Origin of the sequence: Salinimicrobium marinum (genome assembly GCF_014651535.1) — a bacterium.
GTDB lineage: Bacteria > Bacteroidota > Bacteroidia > Flavobacteriales > Flavobacteriaceae > Salinimicrobium > Salinimicrobium marinum.
On the sequence record NZ_BMXB01000009.1, the window covers coordinates 33,387 to 53,073 of the forward strand.

13 protein-coding genes are annotated in these 19,687 nt (G+C 40.8%); 4 read left to right on the plus strand and 9 right to left on the minus strand.

Annotated elements, in window-relative coordinates; genetic code table 11:
* Window positions 1–126: 126 nt before the first annotated feature.
* Window positions 127–2,976 carry an aminomethyl-transferring glycine dehydrogenase gene (gene gcvP / locus IE056_RS11560; protein ID WP_189604873.1) on the minus strand — a complete coding sequence of 950 codons (2,850 nt, stop codon included), beginning with the start codon at window positions 2,974–2,976 and terminating at the stop codon, window positions 127–129.
* Between the two features lie 129 nt (window positions 2,977–3,105).
* Here gcvP and IE056_RS11565 point away from each other — a divergent pair, with 129 nt between their 5' ends.
* Window positions 3,106–3,927 (plus strand): UbiA prenyltransferase family protein, encoded by an 822-nt coding sequence (locus IE056_RS11565; RefSeq protein WP_189604874.1) that lies wholly within the window; start codon window positions 3,106–3,108, stop codon window positions 3,925–3,927.
* Here the strand turns inward: IE056_RS11565 and IE056_RS11570 are convergent.
* The 5 genes from IE056_RS11570 to IE056_RS11590 form a co-directional block, all read right to left on the minus strand.
* Window positions 3,924–4,172, minus strand: coding sequence for a hypothetical protein (locus IE056_RS11570; RefSeq protein WP_229793741.1), 249 nt, complete (start codon window positions 4,170–4,172; stop codon window positions 3,924–3,926). The genes IE056_RS11565 and IE056_RS11570 overlap by 4 nt on opposite strands.
* Before the next feature lie 2 nt (window positions 4,173–4,174).
* Window positions 4,175–4,726, minus strand: coding sequence for a sigma-70 family RNA polymerase sigma factor (locus IE056_RS11575; RefSeq protein ID WP_189604875.1), 552 nt, complete (start codon window positions 4,724–4,726; stop codon window positions 4,175–4,177).
* A gap of 108 nt (window positions 4,727–4,834) precedes the next feature.
* Window positions 4,835–6,868 (minus strand): M3 family metallopeptidase, encoded by a 2,034-nt coding sequence (locus IE056_RS11580; RefSeq protein ID WP_189604876.1) that lies wholly within the window; start codon window positions 6,866–6,868, stop codon window positions 4,835–4,837.
* A 222-nt stretch (window positions 6,869–7,090) separates the two neighbouring features.
* Window positions 7,091–7,576, minus strand: coding sequence for a 5-(carboxyamino)imidazole ribonucleotide mutase (purE, locus tag IE056_RS11585; RefSeq protein WP_189604877.1), 486 nt, complete (start codon window positions 7,574–7,576; stop codon window positions 7,091–7,093).
* A 55-nt stretch (window positions 7,577–7,631) separates the two neighbouring features.
* Window positions 7,632–8,789, minus strand: coding sequence for a 5-(carboxyamino)imidazole ribonucleotide synthase (locus IE056_RS11590; RefSeq protein ID WP_189604878.1), 1,158 nt, complete (start codon window positions 8,787–8,789; stop codon window positions 7,632–7,634).
* Window positions 8,790–8,919: 130 nt separating this feature from the next.
* On the opposite strand from IE056_RS11590, the gene IE056_RS11595 reads away from it, so the two are divergent.
* The 3 genes from IE056_RS11595 to IE056_RS11605 are packed head-to-tail and all read left to right on the plus strand — an operon-like array spanning window position 8,920 to window position 11,654.
* The gene (locus IE056_RS11595) at window positions 8,920–10,041 is read left to right on the plus strand and encodes an adenylate kinase (RefSeq protein ID WP_189604879.1); all 1,122 of its coding nucleotides are present in this window, start codon (window positions 8,920–8,922) and stop codon (window positions 10,039–10,041) included.
* 30 nt (window positions 10,042–10,071) lie between these two features.
* The gene (obgE, locus tag IE056_RS11600) at window positions 10,072–11,082 is read left to right on the plus strand and encodes a GTPase ObgE (RefSeq protein WP_189604880.1); all 1,011 of its coding nucleotides are present in this window, start codon (window positions 10,072–10,074) and stop codon (window positions 11,080–11,082) included.
* A gap of 50 nt (window positions 11,083–11,132) precedes the next feature.
* Window positions 11,133–11,654: a DUF4136 domain-containing protein gene (locus IE056_RS11605; RefSeq protein ID WP_189604881.1), complete on the plus strand. Its 522-nt coding sequence runs from the start codon at window positions 11,133–11,135 to the stop codon at window positions 11,652–11,654.
* Window positions 11,655–12,003: 349 nt separating this feature from the next.
* Here the strand turns inward: IE056_RS11605 and IE056_RS11610 are convergent, their stop codons facing one another.
* The 3 genes from IE056_RS11610 to IE056_RS11620 are packed head-to-tail and all read right to left on the minus strand — an operon-like array spanning window position 12,004 to window position 19,630.
* Window positions 12,004–13,635 carry an OmpA family protein gene (locus tag IE056_RS11610; protein WP_189604882.1) on the minus strand — a complete coding sequence of 544 codons (1,632 nt, stop codon included), beginning with the start codon at window positions 13,633–13,635 and terminating at the stop codon, window positions 12,004–12,006.
* Window positions 13,636–13,647: 12 nt separating this feature from the next.
* On the minus strand, window positions 13,648–14,586 hold the full coding sequence (locus IE056_RS11615; RefSeq protein WP_189604883.1) for a PorP/SprF family type IX secretion system membrane protein: 939 nt from the start codon (window positions 14,584–14,586) through the stop codon (window positions 13,648–13,650).
* Between the two features lie 19 nt (window positions 14,587–14,605).
* Window positions 14,606–19,630, minus strand: a complete 5,025-nt coding sequence (locus IE056_RS11620; protein WP_189604884.1) for a T9SS type B sorting domain-containing protein — start codon at window positions 19,628–19,630, stop codon at window positions 14,606–14,608.
* Window positions 19,631–19,687: the final 57 nt, after the last annotated feature.

Here is a 19,687-nt window from a genome sequence, read left to right on the forward strand (position 1 = left end):
GAACATTAAAGACTCATTATAAATTATGATAAAATAGGGAATTTTTGTTAAGATATAGTTAAGATTTAGGAGGCAAAAAAAAGCCTCCGGAATTCATTTTTCGGAGGCTCCTTTTAAGTGAATCCTTTACATGTATTCTTCTATGGGAGCACAGGTACAAATAAGGTTCCTGTCTCCGTATGCGTCATCTACCCTTCTAACAGATGGCCAGAATTTATTGTCTCTTAAATATTCCAGAGGATACGCTGCCTTTTCACGATTGTATGGTAAATTCCATTCATCTGAAGTCAGCATCTGTAATGTATGAGGTGCGTTCTTCAGAACGTTGTTTGGCTCATCTTCGCTTACCTCCTCAATTTCTTTTTTGATGGAAAGCAATGCATCACAAAAACGATCTAATTCGGCTTTGCTTTCACTTTCCGTGGGTTCGATCATGAGCGTTCCTGCCACAGGGAAAGAAACGGTAGGAGAGTGGAAGCCATAATCAATAAGCCTCTTTGCAATATCTGTAATCTCAATCCCTTTGGCTTTGAACGGGCGACAGTCCAGGATCATTTCATGAGCTGCGCGACCTCTTTCTCCGCTGTACAAGGTCTTGTACTGTCCTTCTCCTTCAAGTCGGGCTTTGATATAATTGGCGTTTAAAATAGCGTATTGTGTGGCCTTTTTCAATCCTTCACTTCCCAACATAGTGATGTAGGCGTAAGAGATCAAGCAAACCAAAGCAGAACCCCATGGTGCTGCAGAAATTGCAGGAATGGCAGATTGTCCCCCGGTTGGTATTACAGGATTACCTGGTAAAAACGGAACCAGCTGAGGTGCCACACATATAGGCCCAACTCCGGGACCACCACCGCCATGTGGAATAGCAAAAGTTTTGTGAAGGTTTAGGTGACAAACATCGGCTCCAATAGCTCCGGGATTTGTCAAGCCTACCTGGGCGTTCATGTTGGCGCCATCCATATAAACCTGTCCACCGTTATTGTGGATGATTTGAGTAACTTCTTTAATGGCAGATTCAAACACTCCGTGTGTCGAAGGATAGGTCACCATCAGGGCGGCAAGATTATCCTTGTATTTGATCGCTTTTTCCCGAAGATCGTCCACGTCGATATTTCCGTTTTCTGAAGCTTTTGTTACCACTACCTTCATTCCCGCCATTACAGCAGAAGCAGGGTTGGTACCGTGAGCTGAAGAAGGGATCAAACATACATTCCGGTGGGATTCACCACGAGATTCGTGATAAGCCCTTATCACCATTAATCCGGCTAACTCCCCCTGTGCTCCGGAATTTGGCTGAAGCGAAGTTGCTGCAAATCCGGTGATCTCATTAAGCTGCTTTTCCAGTCTTTTCAAAACGATCTGGTAACCTTCTGCCTGATCAAGCGGCACGAACGGATGAATATTTCCCCACTGCGGATAACTGATTGGCAACATTTCGGCTGCGGCATTCAGTTTCATTGTGCAGGATCCTAAAGCTATCATAGAATGATTTAAGGAAAGATCCTTTCTTTCCAGCTTTTTGATGTAGCGCATTAGTTCTGTTTCTGAATGGTAGGAGTTGAAAACCTCATTTTGAAGAAATGCTGTTTTTCGCGCTACCGCTTCAGGTATTCTGTTGGCTTCAGTTAAAGCAGAAACTTTTTTAGCTTCCTTTTCTGCAACTTCAGCAAAAATAGCAATAACAGTATGAATGTTATCAAGGTTTGTAGGCTCATTAAGCGAAATAGCTACTGTTTCTGAAGACGGATAGTAGAAATTCACTTCGTTTCTTTCAGCAACAGCTTTTACTTTGGCAGCATCTGCTTTCAGAAGAATAGTATCGAAATAAGCGGAGTTTAGTTGAGAAAAACCTAGTTTCTCAAGCTCCTCTGCCACAGTAACTGCGGATTTATGAACTTTGGTAGCGATGAATTCTAGGCCCTTAGGTCCGTGGTAAACGGCATACATCCCGGCCATTACTGCCAGTAGCACCTGTGCAGTACAGATATTTGAAGTGGCTTTATCCCTTTTGATGTGTTGTTCCCGGGTCTGAAGTGCCATTCGAAGGGCAACATTGCCGTCCATATCTTTCGTAGCTCCAATGATCCTACCTGGAATGCTTCGTTTGTATTCTTCACGGGTAGCAAAATAAGCTGCATGTGGTCCACCGTACCCTAATGGTATTCCGAAGCGCTGGGTAGTACCAACTACCACATCTACTCCAAACTCTCCCGGAGCCTGAAGCTTAACAAGGCTTAAAATATCGGCTGCGACAGCAACTTTAATTTCAGCATTTTTAGCTTTGGAAACAAAATCGGCATAGTTAAAGATCTGTCCCAGTTTCCCCGGATATTGAAGAAAAGCTCCGAAAAACTTATCTGAAAAATCAAATTTTTCATGATCCCCAATCACTAGCTCAATGTCCAGTGGAAGTGCTCGTGATTTAAGTACATCGATGGTTTGCGGTAAAACTTCTTCAGAAACAAAGAATTTATTTACCTCATTCTTCTTTTGATCCCGGCTTCTAACAGAATAAAGTAATGACATGGCTTCCCCGGCAGCCGTCGCTTCATCCAGTAGGGAAGCATTGGCAAGTTCCATCCCGGTAAGATCTGCAACCACAGTCTGGAAATTGATCAAAGCTTCCAGCCTTCCCTGCGCGATCTCTGCCTGGTAAGGCGTGTAGGCAGTATACCAACCCGGATTCTCCAGAATGTTTCTCTGGATCACCGGGGGGGTGATGGATTCGTGGTAACCTAATCCAATATAACTTTTAAATATTTTATTTTTGGCAGCTAAAGAAATGCTGTGGGTGATATATTCGTTCTCGCTCATAGCAGGAGCAAGATCAAGATCTTTTTTCAGGCGAATGTCGTCGGGCAGGGTTTCGTAGATCAATTGATCGAGCGAATCTGCTCCAACCGCTTTTAGCATATCCTGAAGATCATTTTCTTTAGGACCTATGTGTCGTAGGGAAAAAGAATTTGTATTCATGAAGAATAAAGTTGTGTTTTGAGCCGCGAAATTACGTATTTTAAACCTATTTTTTCAGGATTTTTACCGGAAGTCTTGTTAACTTTTTCAATTTAAATCATATGAAAGAATAGTGCTGAAGAAGTGATAATGAGAATTCTGAAAAATCTTTTTGCATTTTATATAGCCAGTAGTATTCACGTGGCTTTTGCCGTGGTGGCACTCGCAGTGATTTCCACAATTCACCTGGGGATTTCCCCTGATATAAACCTATTACTTTTTATCTTTTTCGGAACAATTACGGGCTATAATTTTATAAAATACGCCGGGGTGGCCGGTTTGCATCACAGGAGCCTGACTCAAAATTTAAGGCTTATCCAGATTTTTTCATTCCTGTGCTTCGTGGGCCTGGTGAACTTTGCCTTCAGGATCAGGTTTGAGGTCATAGCAGTGGCAGTACTTTTAGGGTTTCTCACCCTTTTGTACGCCCTTCCCTTTTTCGGGGAAAGAAACCTGCGCACCATAGGCGGCATCAAAATCTACATAATTGCCCTAATTTGGGCGGGAGTAACTGTTTTTCTTCCGGTAATAGATTCGGGAATGCTGGTTAATGCAGAGGTAATCCTGGAATTTTTTCAGATTTTTTTGTTCGTGCTCGTCTTGTTAATTCCTTTTGAAATACGAGATCTTAAGTATGACCGGGCAGAATTGAAAACCCTGCCTCAAAACATTGGGGTTCGCGGATCAAAATTGATCGGAGTTATCTTTATGATCTTGATGCTGGTGGTGGAATTCTTGAAAAAAGCGGGAACGCCCGAATCCTTAGGAGCTTTGGGGATGGTAATTGTTGTGACAGGCTTTATGATGATAGAAGCAGAGGAGGAGCAATCAAAATATTTTTCTTCTTTTTGGGTAGAAGGGCTTCCTCTTTTATGGCTGGGGATACTATTACTGTTGGAAAATCTCGTTTAAAGATTCTCCTCAATTTGCTTTTTATAACGTTCCTTTTCCTTTTTGGTACAGGTTTTAATGGAAGCTTTCTTCAGAAGAGAAGTTAATTTCAGGTTTTTTTTTGTGTATTCCTGGCATGGAGGACAGAAAATGAGATGAAGGCGCAGTTTAAGCTTGTTCAGGAAACCGGCTTCCCTATACTGTGCTTTGTCGCAGAATTCGGCTGCTTCTGAACAGTTTAACTTAAATAATTCTCTAAGCTTCATAATTAAAACCAGTTTTTTTCTAAACATTTTGCCAGGGATGTTCTGGCTCTGTGGATGATCACCCATAAATTAGACGGACTAATATCGAATTCATTACAGATGGCATCTGTATCAATTCCGTCAATAGTTTTCATTTTAAAGATCGTAGCCTGTTTTTCATTCAGTTGATCAAGGCATTCCAGGATTGCCATTCCCAGCTCTTCATTTTCCATGGTGTCCTCGGCAGTTTTGTCCGAAAGGTCTGCTATCTGTTCTTCCAGCCAGTCTCCATCGTTGTCATCACTGTTGTAATTAACTTTAACTTCTGCTCTGCCCTTATTAGAATTTATTTTCCTGTAATAATCAACAATTTTCCTTTTTAGAATAGAAATAAGCCAGGTCCTCTCGGTGGATTCTCCCTTAAAATTCTTCATCGACTTAAGCCCGGCAAGAAAGGTTTCAGAAATTAGATCATTGGCAACTTCCCTGTCATTTACACGCACAATGGTGTAATTGAAAAGATAATCTGAATATCTATCAACCCATTTTGTAGGATCAATAATGTTAGTTGCCATATAAAGTTAGTTATTCTTTAAAAATAGGAAAAAGTTTTCTTCTCTTTATTGCGAAGAAACAACAAATTAAAACGGAGTGATCCTGAAAAGGGTCCCTCCGTTTTAAATCTACTTTTTCTCAATCAATCCGGCTCTTCTTAGTAAAGCCTCGGGCTCGGGTTCTTTGCCTCTAAAGCGTTTGTAAAGGGTGAGTGGATGTTCTGTTCCTCCCTGAGACAATATGCTGTCCCTGAATTTATTCGCAGTTTCCCTGTCAAAAATGCCTTTTTCTTTGAAAAATTCAAAAGTATCTGCATCCAGAACTTCTGCCCATTTATACGAGTAATATCCTGCTGCATAACCTCCCTGGAAAATGTGGGAGAAAGAGGTGCTCATGCAATTCTCTGTAACATCGGGATATAATTTTGTGGCTTCAAAAGCTTTATTTTCGTGCTCTTTTACATTATCGATTTCTGAAGGATCAATTCTATGCCAGCTCATGTCCAGCATTCCGAAACTCAATTGTCGCAAAGTTGCCATGCCCTCGTGAAAAGTAGCAGATTCCTTGATCTTCTCAATTAACTCCTCCGGAATGGGTTCCCCGGTTTTATAGTGTTTTGCGAACAACTGAAGTGCTTCTTTTTCATAGCACCAGTTTTCCAGCACCTGACTCGGAAGTTCTACGAAATCCCAGAAAACATTGGCACCCGAAAGGCTGGGATAGGTAGTATTTGCCAGCATTCCATGTAAAGCGTGTCCAAATTCATGGAAAAGGGTGGTTACTTCGTTAAAAGTAAGTAAGGAAGGCTCCTCTTCTGTGGGTTTCGTAAAGTTACAAACGATAGAAATATGTGGACGGTCATCTTTGTCACCTTTTTTCTGCTGAGGTTTGTAAGAGGTCATCCATGCACCTCCTCTTTTTCCTTCCCTGGGAAAGAAGTCTGCGTAGAAAAGGGAGATTTCATGATTATCTCCGTCTGTAACACGGTACGTCTTAACTTCCTCGTGGTATTTATCTACATCAAATACTTCCTCAAATTTTAATCCGTATAGCTTTTCTGAAACTGTGAACACACCGCTGATGACATTCTCAAGTTCAAAATATGGTTTTAACTGCTCGTCATCAAGATCAAATAGTTTTTGTTTGAGTTTCTCACTGTAGAAAGCAGCATCCCATTTCTCCAGTCGGTCGATCCCGTCAAGATCTTTGGCGAAATTCTCCAGTTCTTTAAACTCTCTTTCTGCAGCTGGTTTTGCTTTTTCCAATAATTCCTGCAGAAAGCTATCGACTTTATCTGGTGTTTCTGCCATACGTTCTTCAAGGATGAAATCTGCATAGGTCTTGTATCCCAGTAAATTTGCTTTTTCATGCCTTAGCTTCGCAATCTGAAGCACATTTTTCTGGTTATCCAGTTCATCATTATGAAAGCCTTTAGCTCCAAAAGCGATGGCCATTTTCTTCCGAAGCTCACGATTGGTAGCATATTTCATGAATGGAAGATAGCTGGGGTAATGAAGGTTGAAGATCCATCCTTCCTTATTCTTTGATTTAGCGAGACTTCTTGCTGCACTTCTCAACCCGTTAGGCAATCCTTCGAGTTCTTTTTCATCGGTGAGATGAAGTTCAAACCTGTTGGTTTCTGCCAGTACATTTTCTCCGAAATTAAGGCTTAAGGAGGATAATTTTTTATCAATCTCCCGCAATTGCTGTTTTTTGTCTTCGGTTAAATTAGCTCCGTTTCGGGAGAACATTTTGTATTTTTTATCCAGTAAAGTTTGTTGCTCTACGTTGAGGTCCAGATTTTCCTTTTGATCATATACCACTTTTACTTTTCGGAAAAGTTCTTCATTGAGAATGATATCATTCCTGAAATCTGAAAGGACAGGAGAGATTTCCTGGGCAAGTTTCTGGATCTCATCATTGGTTTCAGCGGAGTTGAGATTAAAAAAAATGCTGGTTACCCGGTCCAGTTGCGAGCCGGAAAATTCCAGTGCTTCAATGGTGTTTTTGAATGCAGGCTCGGCTTCGGAAGAGGTGATTTCTTCAATTTGCAGCCGGGCAGATTTTATTGCTTCTTCTATTGCCGGTTTAAAATGTTCGGTCCTTAGTTGGGAAAAAGGAGCGGTTTCAAAAGGTTCTAAAAGAGGATTTTGTTGAGACATAAATTAATTTCTGATTAAAAATGTTTAAACTGTTTATCGATTTTAAGTGCTTTTCCCCGAAAAAGAAATTACATTTTCATATCTTTACAGCTTATCGGGAAGATAACAGGAAAAACATTAAAAGAAGTAGCTTTTAAGTTTTGATTAATATATTTAGAATGGTTAATAAATAATATTAAACATTTAAATGCTACCAGAAAGCCACACCACACGGTGTGGCTTTTATTTTTTCAGGTTTTTCGCGCCTTCGATGACTTTATCTTTTAAGCCTTCTTTGTACTTCAGAATTTTATGCTGAATATCTTTATCTGAAGCGCCTAAGATCTGGGCGGCAAGAATTCCGGCATTTTTTGCGCCATCCAGAGCCACTGTAGCTACAGGCACTCCGCCGGGCATTTGTAGGATAGATAGTACAGAATCCCAACCGTCAATGGAGTTGCTGGATTTCACCGGCACACCTATCACTGGTAGCGGTGACAAGGAGGCAATCATCCCAGGGAGGTGAGCTGCCCCGCCGGCTCCGGCAATGATAACCTTAATTCCACGGGTATGGGCATTTTTTCCATAGTCAAAAAGCTTATCTGGCGTACGGTGAGCAGAAACTATGTCTACTTCCACTGCAATATCAAAACTTTCAAGAATATCAATGGCGTCCTGCATAACAGGCATGTCACTGGTACTTCCCATAATAATTCCTACTTTACTCATATAAATTAAATTTAAACCTTCCCGATTTTGAAAATCTGTGAGGTTTGTTTATTATTTATTCACTAATAACTTTAATGGTATTTTTTACTTCTTCAGCAATTCGACGGGCTTCTGCGAGATCTTCATTTACGATTGTTACATGCCCCATTTTCCGGAAAGGCCGGGTGATTTTTTTTCCGTAGATATGCGGAGTAACGGCTTTCATAGCCAATATTTCAGAAATATTCTCATAAACCACATTTCCCGTGTGACCTTCTTCGCCCACTAAATTAACCATTACACCACCCACTTTACTCTGGGTGTTTCCCAACGGAAGATCTAATATAGCTCTAATGTGTTGTTCAAACTGATTGGTATAACTGGCTTCGATAGAATAGTGTCCACTGTTGTGAGGTCTCGGTGCCACTTCATTTACCAGGATCTCATCCTCTTTAGTCTGGAACATTTCCACCGCGAGTAAGCCTACATGTTCAAATGCTTCGGAAACTTTCTTAGCCAACGCTCTGGCTTTTTCAGCTACTGAAGCATCTATCCTTGCGGGGCAGATTACATATTCTACCTGATTTGCTTCGGGATGGAATTCCATCTCCACCACAGGGTAAGTTTGTACCTCGCCTGAAGGGCTTCTCGCCACGATCACGGCAAGTTCATTTTTAAAAGGAATAAGTTTTTCTGCAATACAAGGAGTGTCGGGAAGATCCTTTAAAGCATCTTTTGTTTTAATGACCGCCACACCTTTTCCGTCATAACCTCCGGTGGTATTTTTCCACACAAAAGGAAGGTCGACCTCTACATTTTCTATAGCTGAAATTAAATCGGCTTTGGAGGTGAACTTTTTGAAAGGAGCGGTTGAAATATCATTCTCAAGATAAAACTCCTTCTGAATTCCTTTATCCTGAATTTTTCTTAATGTTTCCGGAGCCGGAAAAACTTTGATTCCTTCCTCTTTCAGTTTTTCAAGTGCCTCCACGTTTACAGATTCTATCTCGAAAGTAAGGACATCTACTTTTCTTCCGAAGTTGAGAACAGTTTCGTAATCCATGAGATCTCCCTGTTCAAACTGGTTACAGGCTATCCGGGAAGGGGCTTCATTGCTGGGGTCCAGTACAAAAGTCTGTACATCAAACTTTCTGGTTTCATAAAGCATCATTTTCCCTAACTGGCCGCCGCCAAGAATGCCTAATTTAAATTCTGAAGAAAAATAATTGGTCATATATGAAGAGTTTCAGCAAAAATAATTCATTAAGACGGAAAAGGAGAAATAAACCTCTGTAAATGTACTTTTTTAGGGCCTGTGGGTTTGATTGGAATATGTATCTTTGTTTCCCAAAAATAATTCTGTTTTGGTACAACTACACGATTTAAAATTTACTCCTTTTATTTCTGAAGCCGAGATCACATTGGCAATAGAACAACTTGCGCTAAAGATCAATGAAGATTTCAGGGACGAAAAACCTGTATTTCTGGGGATTTTAAACGGCGCTTTTTTATTTGCAGCCGAGCTAATCAAGAGATTTGAAGGAGATTGTGAGGTCAATTTTGTGAAGTTGAGTTCTTACGAGGGCACTGGTACTACCGGAAATGTGGATACTCTGCTGGGGTTAACCCAGTCTCTTGAAAACCGAACAGTAATTGTTATTGAAGATATTGTGGATACAGGAAATACCCTGGAAAGTATTCACAGGATTTTAAAAGCAGAAAAGGTAAAGGAATTTAAAGTGGTGACTTTGTTCTATAAACCCGAAGCTTATAAAAAACCACTGCCTATTGATTATATAGGTATGGAGATCCCTAATGACTTTATTGTTGGTTACGGCCTGGACTACGACGGTTTGGGACGAAACCTTACTCAGGTATATAAACTTAAAGAAAGCAGCAACATGACAAATTTAGTGTTATTCGGACCTCCGGGTGCCGGAAAAGGAACACAGGCGAACATCTTGAAAGAATCCTATCAGTTAAAACATATTTCTACCGGGGATGTTTTTAGATATAACATTAAAAATCAAACTGAACTTGGTAATCTGGCAAAATCCTATATGGATAAAGGTCAGTTAGTGCCAGATGAAGTGACGATCAACATGTTGAATGCTGAGGTAGAAAAAGATATTAATGGGAACGGATTCATTTTTGACGGCTTTCCAAGAACAGTGGCCCAGGCGGAAGCTTTGGCTGAACTTCTGGATGAAAAAGGTACGGAAGTGAGTGCTATGATTGCACTGGAAGTTGATGATGAAATATTGGTGCAACGTCTTTTGGAAAGAGGGAAAACCTCGGGAAGGCCAGATGATGCAAATGAAGAAGTGATAAGAAAAAGAATTAGGGTGTACTACGAAGAAACTGCTATTTTAAAGCAGTTTTACCTGAAACAGGATAAATATTACGGAGTTGACGGAGTAGGTAGTGTGAATGAAATAACACAGCGCCTGAGTGAGGTGATAGAAAAGATTAAGAAGAAGCAGTAAATACCTGCTGAAAGATAACAGGAAAAGAATATGACAGAAGGGAATTTTGTTGATTACGTAAAGATACACGTAGCTTCCGGAAACGGAGGTAAAGGATCTGCTCATTTACACAGGGAGAAATATATTGCCAAAGGAGGTCCCGATGGGGGAGATGGTGGCCGTGGAGGGCACATTATATTGCGTGGTAACAAAAACCTCTGGACACTTTTCCATCTAAAGTTCAAAAGACACGTCAAAGCGGGCCATGGGGAACATGGCGGAAAACAAAGAAGTACCGGGGGTGACGGGGAAGATCAATATATTGAGGTTCCATTGGGAACGGTGATCCGGGATACTGAGACGCAGGATATCCTTCATGAGATAACTGAAGATGGTCAGGAACTAGTGATAGCTGAGGGAGGAAAAGGAGGCCAGGGAAACTGGCATTTTAAATCCTCTACCAATCAGACACCGCGTTATGCACAACCGGGGATTCCTGGGGAAGAGCATGATATTACGCTGGAGCTTAAAATTTTGGCAGATGTAGGTCTGGTCGGTTTTCCGAATGCCGGAAAATCCACTTTGTTGTCTGTCATTACGGCTGCCAAGCCAAAGATTGCAGATTATGAATTTACTACGCTAAAGCCAAACCTTGGAATCGTGGAATACCGCGATTTTAAGACCTTTGTGGTTGCAGATATCCCTGGAATTATTGAAGGTGCTGCGGAAGGAAAAGGTATTGGACATCGTTTCTTAAGACATATTGAGCGAAACTCTACATTGTTGTTCCTGGTCCCTGCAGATGCTGCAGATATTGTGAAACAGTACGAGATCTTGCTGGATGAGTTAAGAAGGTACAACCCTGAAATGCTGGACAAGGACCGGTTGATCGCCATTTCAAAAAGTGACATGCTGGATGATGAACTCAAAGCTGAACTAAAGTCTGAACTTGATAAAAATCTTAATGCTCCTTATCTTTTTATTTCTTCTGTAGCCCAACAGGGACTTACACAATTAAAAGATAAACTTTGGGAAATGTTGAACCGAGAACCTGAAGTATAGCTGCAATATTATTGGGATAGTTTTTGCTAAATTTAGTAAAAACTATTTCGATGAAAATTCTAAAAATTTTCTTTCTATGCCTGTTGGCTTCTTCCTGTAATACGCCTCGAGCTGTCCACGATTACGATCCACAGGTGAATTTCGATAACTATGTTACTTATTCACTATACCCCGAATTCCATTCGGGGCTTAGTCAGTTGGATGAACGCCGGCTTGTTTCCGGTCTTGAATCAACTCTCCAGGAAAAAGGCTTTTCAAGCTCCCAAATGCCCGATCTTTACGTGAATGTATATACGGAAGAATTTCAGGAACAGAGCCGTAATAATATAGGTATAGGAGTTGGTGGAGGAGGAGGGAACCTGGGCGTAGGAGTTTCTGGTGGCATCCCTTTAGGCGGACCTAAAACTTTCCTGAAACTTACGTTCGATTTTATAGATGTTCAGGATGATTCTTTGATTTGGCAGGCAGTAGTGGAGAGTAAATTTGATCCCGATGCCAGTCCGGAAAAGCGGCAGGCGAGATTTGAAAGGATCGTAAAGAAAGCTCTAGAAGGTTATCCGCCTAAAAAATAGAATTATTGTTTAGCAGTTTTACTACAGAATATTATGAAGAGATGTTTTCCTGTTTAGAAAACAAGGGGCTAACATGCCATATGTATAAAATTCTTAGCTCATTATACTATTAGCAACAGGGAAGTTTTCAAGGGACGTCTTATAGTATTTTGCATTTCATTAAACAGGCAATTTTAAGTTGTGAAAGTAATAATTCTTATTCTGGATTGAAGGCAGGTTTTTAATGTACTGGAAAGTGTAACAGTTATTGCAACTTCTGAAACAAGGAATATAGATAGTATAGGTTGGATAAAATAAAAAAGGCTCCGTTTCCGGAGCCTTAATTTTGGTTGGTTAGTCAGAAACCTGCTTAGTTCATAATAGTGAACTCGCTTCGTCTGTTCCTTGCATACTGTTCAACTGTACATCCGGTTGGTTGTGTACAATCATTTAATGGTCTTGATTCACCATATCCCTGAGCGCTCAATCTGTTACGATCGATTCCCTGACTTACAATGTACTCAAGAGTTGCAGCTGCACGTCTTTCAGATAATTTTTGGTTGTATTGATCTGGACCACGAGCATCAGCATGAGAACCTATTTCGATTTCAAGCGTTGGATACTCCTTCATGATGTTTACCACCTTATCCAAAGTCTCTTCGGCTTCTGGTAAGATTTCAGCTTTATCAAAGTCGAAGTGAATATTTCCAACGTCTCTAAGTTGCTGCCTTCCGGTTTCAACATTGGTTTCTCTCAGGTCTTTTGGGACAACTGGCTTTTCATAGTCTTCACGAGTGAAGGCGTAAAGGTTGTCAGATCCTCTTCTGTTAGAAGCAAAATATCCTCTGTCTTCACCTTCTTTTAATACAAAGGCGAAATCATCTGAACTACTGTTTACTGAACTCCCAAGGTTCTGAGCTTCTTCAAAAGAACCGTTTGAACCTTCGCTTCTGAAAAGATCAAGGTTACCAAAGCCCATTCTTCCTGTAGAAGCGAAGTAAAGCACTCCTTCATCACTGATGTAAGGAAATTGCTCACGCTCCGGAGTGTTTACATTTGGCCCTAAATTTTGAGGTTCTCCAAAAGTTCCGTCTTCATTTACATCTACAACGTAGATATCAAATGATCCGAGACCACCCGGCATGTCACTGGCGAAATATAATTTCGTTCCATCGGCACTTAAAGTTGGGTGCTCGGTAGAGTAGTCATCGCTTGTGAAAGGTAATTCTTCAATATTATCCCATTCTCCGTTTACCATTTCTGCACGGTAGATCCTGATGGTAGCTACAGGTACTTCAGACCAAAGAGTTTTAACTCTTCTTGCATTCGTTCTGTCAAAGTACATGGTTTGTCCATCATCACTAAAAGCTGCAGAGCTTTCATGAGTATCTGTATTTATCTCATCTGAGAATAAAGAGATGTTAGAAAGTTGTCCTTCTTCAGAAATATCAGCAGTATAAAGATCTAAATATGGCTTGTTGTTCCATTTGTAGATTGGTCTATCCTGATTTCTTGTAGAAGCAAATACCACACGGTCTCCCATAAAAGTGATTCCAAAGTCAGAAGAGGCAGCATTCTGCATAACCTGATCTGTAGTGTAGGTATGAACAACAGTTGAGTCCAGTTCATTTTCCCAGTCTTCGAAGTTAACTTTAGTTCCAAGATACTCACTCATGTACTTATCCGCTTCCTCATGATTTCCGGAAGCTCTAAGAGCATGTGCAAAACGGAATTTGTATTCCGGAGCAACTTCTCCTTCATGTCTCAAAAATAACAGACGGTACGTTTCTTCGGCATTGCCCATTCTGTTTGTGTAGAAGTAGGAATCGCCAAGATTCTGAAGTATCTCCTGGTTTTTGTCGGCAGCCTTCCGATATTCATCGGAGGCGTCCATGTATGCTCTTTGGAGGAAAAGCTTGTCGGCCTTTTTGATATTGGCATTCTGAGCGAATGCCGATACTCCAATAAGTATGGTTAAAATTGTTGTATATACGTTTTTCATATTAAGTGTTTTTTAGAAGAATCGGGGTGATACGTTGTAACCTTTTGATAATCCAAGTAGGTCGAGGTCAAATAACACCATGATTTCATGGGTGCCGTCATTATAATCTCCAAGGTTTCCGGTTGTGTAATCATAGGCATACCCAATTCTAAGTTCAGGAGTAACCCTGAAATTAACCAAACCACTTACAGTTTCATCAAGACGGTACGCTATACCGGCTTCAAATCTATTGTAAAGTAAGAAGTTTGCTGTGATATCTACAGATAATGGTGCACCTTCAACTCCACGCATCATGAAAGCAGGTTTAAGCTTTAAATTTGGGTTAAGATCAAACACATATCCCCCTGTAAGGAAATAGTGAATGTTTTCTTCACCTAATCGAGCCAGTCCTGTTTCATTCTCCAGGTGTTTTGCAGTGAACAGGTTTGGAGCAGATAAACCTACATAGTAGTTGTCTCCAAATAAGTAAGTACCTACACCAAAGTTAGGAAAGGCCTCACTTATGTTCTGCATTGCAGGATCGTTTTCCTGCTGGGTGCGCAACCTTGTCAAATCAGCATCAAAGAAGGTTACCCCTGCTTTAACACCAAAAGATAGTTTAGTTGATTCAGATACCGGAAGCACGTAAGCAACATCTGCATAAAGGTTGTTTTCCTTTACAATATCACCAATCTCGTCGTGAACAATAGAGATACCAGCTTCAAGTCTGTTAGTTAAAGGAGTATGAGCAAAGAAGGTAGCCGTTTCCGGAGCTCCTTCCATACCTGCCCACTGATTTCTGTAGATCCCTCCAACATTTAGCATTCCCATGTCATCGATAGCATAAGCTGGGTTAATCACGCTCATGTTATACATGTATTGGGTATACATTGGATCTTGTTGAGCATTACCCTTTATAGAAAAAAGGGCAATGCTTACAATAGTTAAAAGTTTAATATATGAATTTCTCATGTGTTTCGGATGTTTCAAATTATCTGCTTAAATACACTCTACCTTGGATAGGTGCGGTTTGTCCGTCGTTAAAATTCAGGATGTAGAAGTATACTCCTACCGGTAGAACTCCATCTCCCAATGAACCATCATCGGAAGTACCATCCCATGAAGAGTTGGAAGAATTTCCGGTGAACACTTTGTTACCCCATCTGTTATAAATTTCCATTCCGAAATTTGGATATTCAGCTGAAAGATTTTCAATATCAAATCTGTCGTTGATTCCATCTCCGTTTGGAGAGAATGCTTCAGGGATTAGAAGTTCACAAGATTCAAGGGTAACGGTTACTGCAAGTCTTTGAGAGCTTTCACATGCAGATGTTGCATCTGTCAATGAAGCGTAGTAAGTCATACCATCTTCTAACAGTTCAGCACTACTGTATGCTTCTCCGCCGGTTGCAGCATCATACCAGGTGATATCTCCTGTTTCAGTGATATTGTTTTCCAGATCCGCGATCGTAGGATTATCGAATTCACAGAATACATTTCCATCCTGTCCCAGAGTTGGAGCTGCAGTGTCTTCCAGTGTAACTGTAATCTCTGTAGCTTCAGATTCACATCCGCCTTCATTGGTTTGAGTTACGTAGTAAGGACCTTCCACAAGAACATCGTCAGCTAATGCGGGAGTTCCCAAATCGGCAGTTGAATACCAGTTAAGGCCTCGTTCTGCGTCAAGATCTGCAACAGTAGCACCTTCAGATACACAGTAAACTGCGTTGTCAACTTCTGGAGCTTCCGGAGAATCACTTAGAGTAACAGTGATAGTTGCGGTATCTGCACCTCCACATTCACCTGTTGTAATAACAGTGTAAGTGTAGGTGTATTCACCAGCTTCCAATTCAGAAGGATCAAAAATTCCATCTTCCAGACCTTCAAAAGATCCGGTAGTATTAACTCCGTCTGCAAGGTATTCAGTAAGATCCTGAGCTCCTTCTGTAGTACAGAAAGCAAGATCCATATCTTCACCTGCATTAGGTTCTTCGCCAGTTATTACATTAAGTGTTAGTTCTACAGAATTTTCACAATTTCCATTAGAAACTGAATAAATAGCAGTGAATGCACCTATTTCATCACCACTGTCATACCTGTCAATAAGATCCTGAAGATTTGTAGTAAATGTTCCTTCTCTTGAAACACCTTCATCTAACAAATCTAAATAGAATGCTCTCAATAAATCTATATCACCATCAAACAATCCTGCTTGAATATCGGCATTACATAAATCTGCACTATTATTACTACCTGCATCGGGACCTTCAAGAACTTCTATTTCAAAAGTTGTTGAATCTTCAGTTCCAGAAGTAACACAATCTGCAGAATCATCTACGAAGTAGGTGATGGTGTAAACGTCAACACCTGTAGCAGGGTTGAACATTCCATTTTCATCAACACCTGTTCCTGAGAAAGTTCCACCAAGTGTAGCTTCATCAGATAAATAGGCGCTAAGGTCAATTAGGCCGTCAGTAGAACATACAGTCTGGTCTGCGATTGTACCTGCATTTGCATCTTCTTCTTCGTTAATAGTTAAAGAGATTTGTACAGAATCTTCACATGCTTCACTTCCTACAGTATATGTTGTAGTAAATGTTCCAGTTGATTGATCGGTATAATCATCGTAAAGAGATGTCAGGCTAGGGCTAAATGTACCGTTGGCTGGCAAATCTCCCAGAAGGCTCATATAGTAAGCTGTGAAATCATCTGCACCAAAATCATCTGCAAGATCAGTTTCACACACAGTTGCTGTAATGTCTTCACCAAGATCTGCACCCTGAAGCACTTCAATTTCAAAAGTTGTTGAATCTTCAGTTCCAGGAGTAACACAATCTGCAGAATCATCTACGGAGTAGGTGATGGTGTAAACGTCCACACCCGTAGCAGGGTTGAACATTCCATTTTCATCAACACCTGTTCCTGAGAAAGTTCCACCACTGGTAGCTTCATCAGATAAATAGGTGCTAAGGTCAATTAGACCATCTGTAGAACATACTGTCTGGTCTGCAATTGTACCAGCATTAGCATCTTCCTCTTCGTTAATAGTTAAAGAGATTTGTACTGAATCTTCACATGCTTCACTTCCTACAGTATATGTTGTAGTAAATGTTCCAGTTGATTGGTCAGTATAATCATCGTAAAGAGATGTCAGGCTAGGGCTAAATGTACCGTTGGCTGGCAAATCTCCCAGAAGGCTCATATAGTAAGCTGTGAAATCATCTGCACCAAAATCATCTGCAAGATCAGTTTCACACACAGTTGCTGTAAGGTCTTCACCAAGATCTGCACCCTGAAGCACTTCAATTTCAAAAGTTGTTGAATCTTCAGTTCCAGGAGTAACACAATCTGCAGAATCATCTACAAAGTATGTGATGGTGTATACGTCAGCACCTGTAGAAGGATTGAACATTCCATTTTCCTCAACACCTGTTCCTGAGAAAGTTCCGCCATTGGTAGCTTCATCAGATAAATAGGTGCTAAGGTCGATTAGACCATCTGTAGAACATACTGTCTGGTCTGCGATTGTACCAGCATTAGCATCTTCTGCTTCGTTAATCCTGATTGTTAGGTCTACTGAAGCAACACATTCCCCATTGTCCACAGTATATGTAGTGGTGAAATCACCTAATCCGTCACTGTCATCCTGATATTCCTCAACCATTTCTTGAATAGAAGGCTCAAAAGTTCCGGTTTGAGAAACACCTTCTGGTAGAAGGGCAAGGTAGAAATCTTCAACAGCAGTATTATCAGGAAAAGTAGAAGAAACATCAGATTCGCAAATAATTCCAACCTGCTCTTCACCTAAACTTGGTCCATCTTCAGTTACCACTATGGTGATCTCGGCAGAATCTTCACACTCGTCGTTACCAACAGTATACGTTGAATTAAAGGTTCCAATAGGATTAGAAGTCCATTGAGCTACTATAGAGCCTAGTGAAGGTTCGAATGTCCCTGTCTGGTCTACATCTTCATCAATGATACCGCTCAAGAAAGCTATTGCTTCAGCCGGATTGGCTATAAAGTTGTCTACTTGTGCAGCGCAAAGCTCAATAAGAACATCATCACCTGCATTGGCCGTTCCTTCCGTTACATTAACGGTGAAGCTGGTAGAATTGGTTCCCGTCAAACAGGTTTCCTCATCATCTTCGCTTACGGTATAAGTGATTGTGAATTCACCTTCTTCAGAAGTGCTGAACGTGCCATTGGCAATTTCATCACCAGCTTCGTTAAAGAAAGTTCCGCCTGGGGTGTTCGCTTCTGAAAGTTGAGCAAATAGATCAATGCTCCCTTCAGCTGAACAAACGGTAACATCTGCAATGTCACCTGTATTGGCTTCAACTGCTTCAATAATGCTAATTGTTAGATCAATTGATCCTGTGCATTCGTCGTCACCTACAGTGTATGTAGTGGTGAAATCACCTAATCCGTCACTGTTATCCTGATATTCTTCAACCAATTCTTGAATAGAAGGCTCAAAAGTTCCGGTTTGAGAAACACCTTCTGGTAAAAGGGCAAGGTAGAAATCTTCAACAGCAGTATCATCAGGAAATGTAGAAGAAATATCAGTTTCACAAATCACTGCTACCTGATCTTCACCTAAATCTCCTTCACCATCATTTACAATAATGGTAATAACCGCAGAGCTTGTTCCTGTAATACAGCTTTCTTCATCACTTTCGCTAACTGTATAGGTTATTTGATAAGTTCCAGCTCCCTCGGTTGAAGGATCAAAGGTACCGCCATCATAACCGACAAATGCTCCTCCCTGAGTAGCATCCTCGCCTAAGAGGTCGAAAAGGTTCTGTTCACCTTCACCAATACATAAAGTAGCTTGCTGATCTCCTCCGGCATTCGCTTCTGCAGCTGGGGTAATGCTTATCGTCAAATCTGCTTGAGATTCGCATAGACCTGTATTCACTGTGTACGTTGTGGTGAAATCACCTGTTCCGTCACTGTTTGCATAATCTTCTATAATTTCATCAATAGTGGGTTCAAAGGTGCCGTCCACACTATAGCCGTCTCCTAAAAGATTAACATAAAATTCTCTGATAGAATCTTCATCTGGAAAAGTTTCACTCACTTCAGTTTCGCAAACAGTTCCAACCTGGTCTTCTAATTCTACTGGCTCTTGAACTGTCACTGTAACAGGAGTTCTTAATTCACTCTCACAACTTTGTCCTAATGTGGAAACATAATATGTTCTTCCGTCTTCAAGAAGTGCATTTTGGCTGATTTCCACCTCTGAAGTTGCAGTTGAATAGTATCTATTGTCTCCAGAAGCAACGATGTCACCTACAGTTGGATTATCAGATGAACAAAATTCCTGTTCTGGAGTGGCCTCTGGCGCTGCTTCTGCAGTAAGTAGAACTAATGTTCTGGCTCTGTTTGTAGCACAATTAAGTTCAGAATCTACAGGGTCATTGTATACGCGTTCAGCATAATAATAAGTGTTGTTCTGAAGTTCTTCTGCAGCTGGATTAGCAATCGGCTGTGGTTCTCCTGTACCTGTAGCACTCATGTACCACTGAATTGTTCCTTCAGGTGCATTAGTCCTAAGGTCCGAAACAAAAATTCCTGGACTGTCGACATCTGCAACACAAAGGCCTAAGGTTCCTAATGATTGCTTAGTACTTGCTTCCGGTCTTCTTGTCAATGCATCTTCTTCAACACCTAAAATTTGAGGTTGGTTGAAGATGGTTACTGTAACAGAAGATGAACAGCCATCAACATTGATGTAATAGGTTGTTCCGCCAACTAATAAGTCTGTGGCGTCTAGTTCAGTTGAATAATTGGAATCTTCATAATAAGATATGTTTGTTCCGCTTACCAACAGGTCGTTAAGCTCAGCCTCCTGGCTGTCACAGAAATACTGCTGATTACCAGCAGCCTCTGTGTTTTGGTCAGTTACTCCACAGCTGTCTACCTGCTGTCCATAGGAGTAAGTTCCACTAAATAGAATAAAGGCAAAATAGAATAGGGTTATTCCATTCTTGCCCAGAGTAAAAATTCGCATAGGCTCTAAGTGTTAAATTAAATCGATTGTGTTTATGGTATTCAAGGTTCAAATATA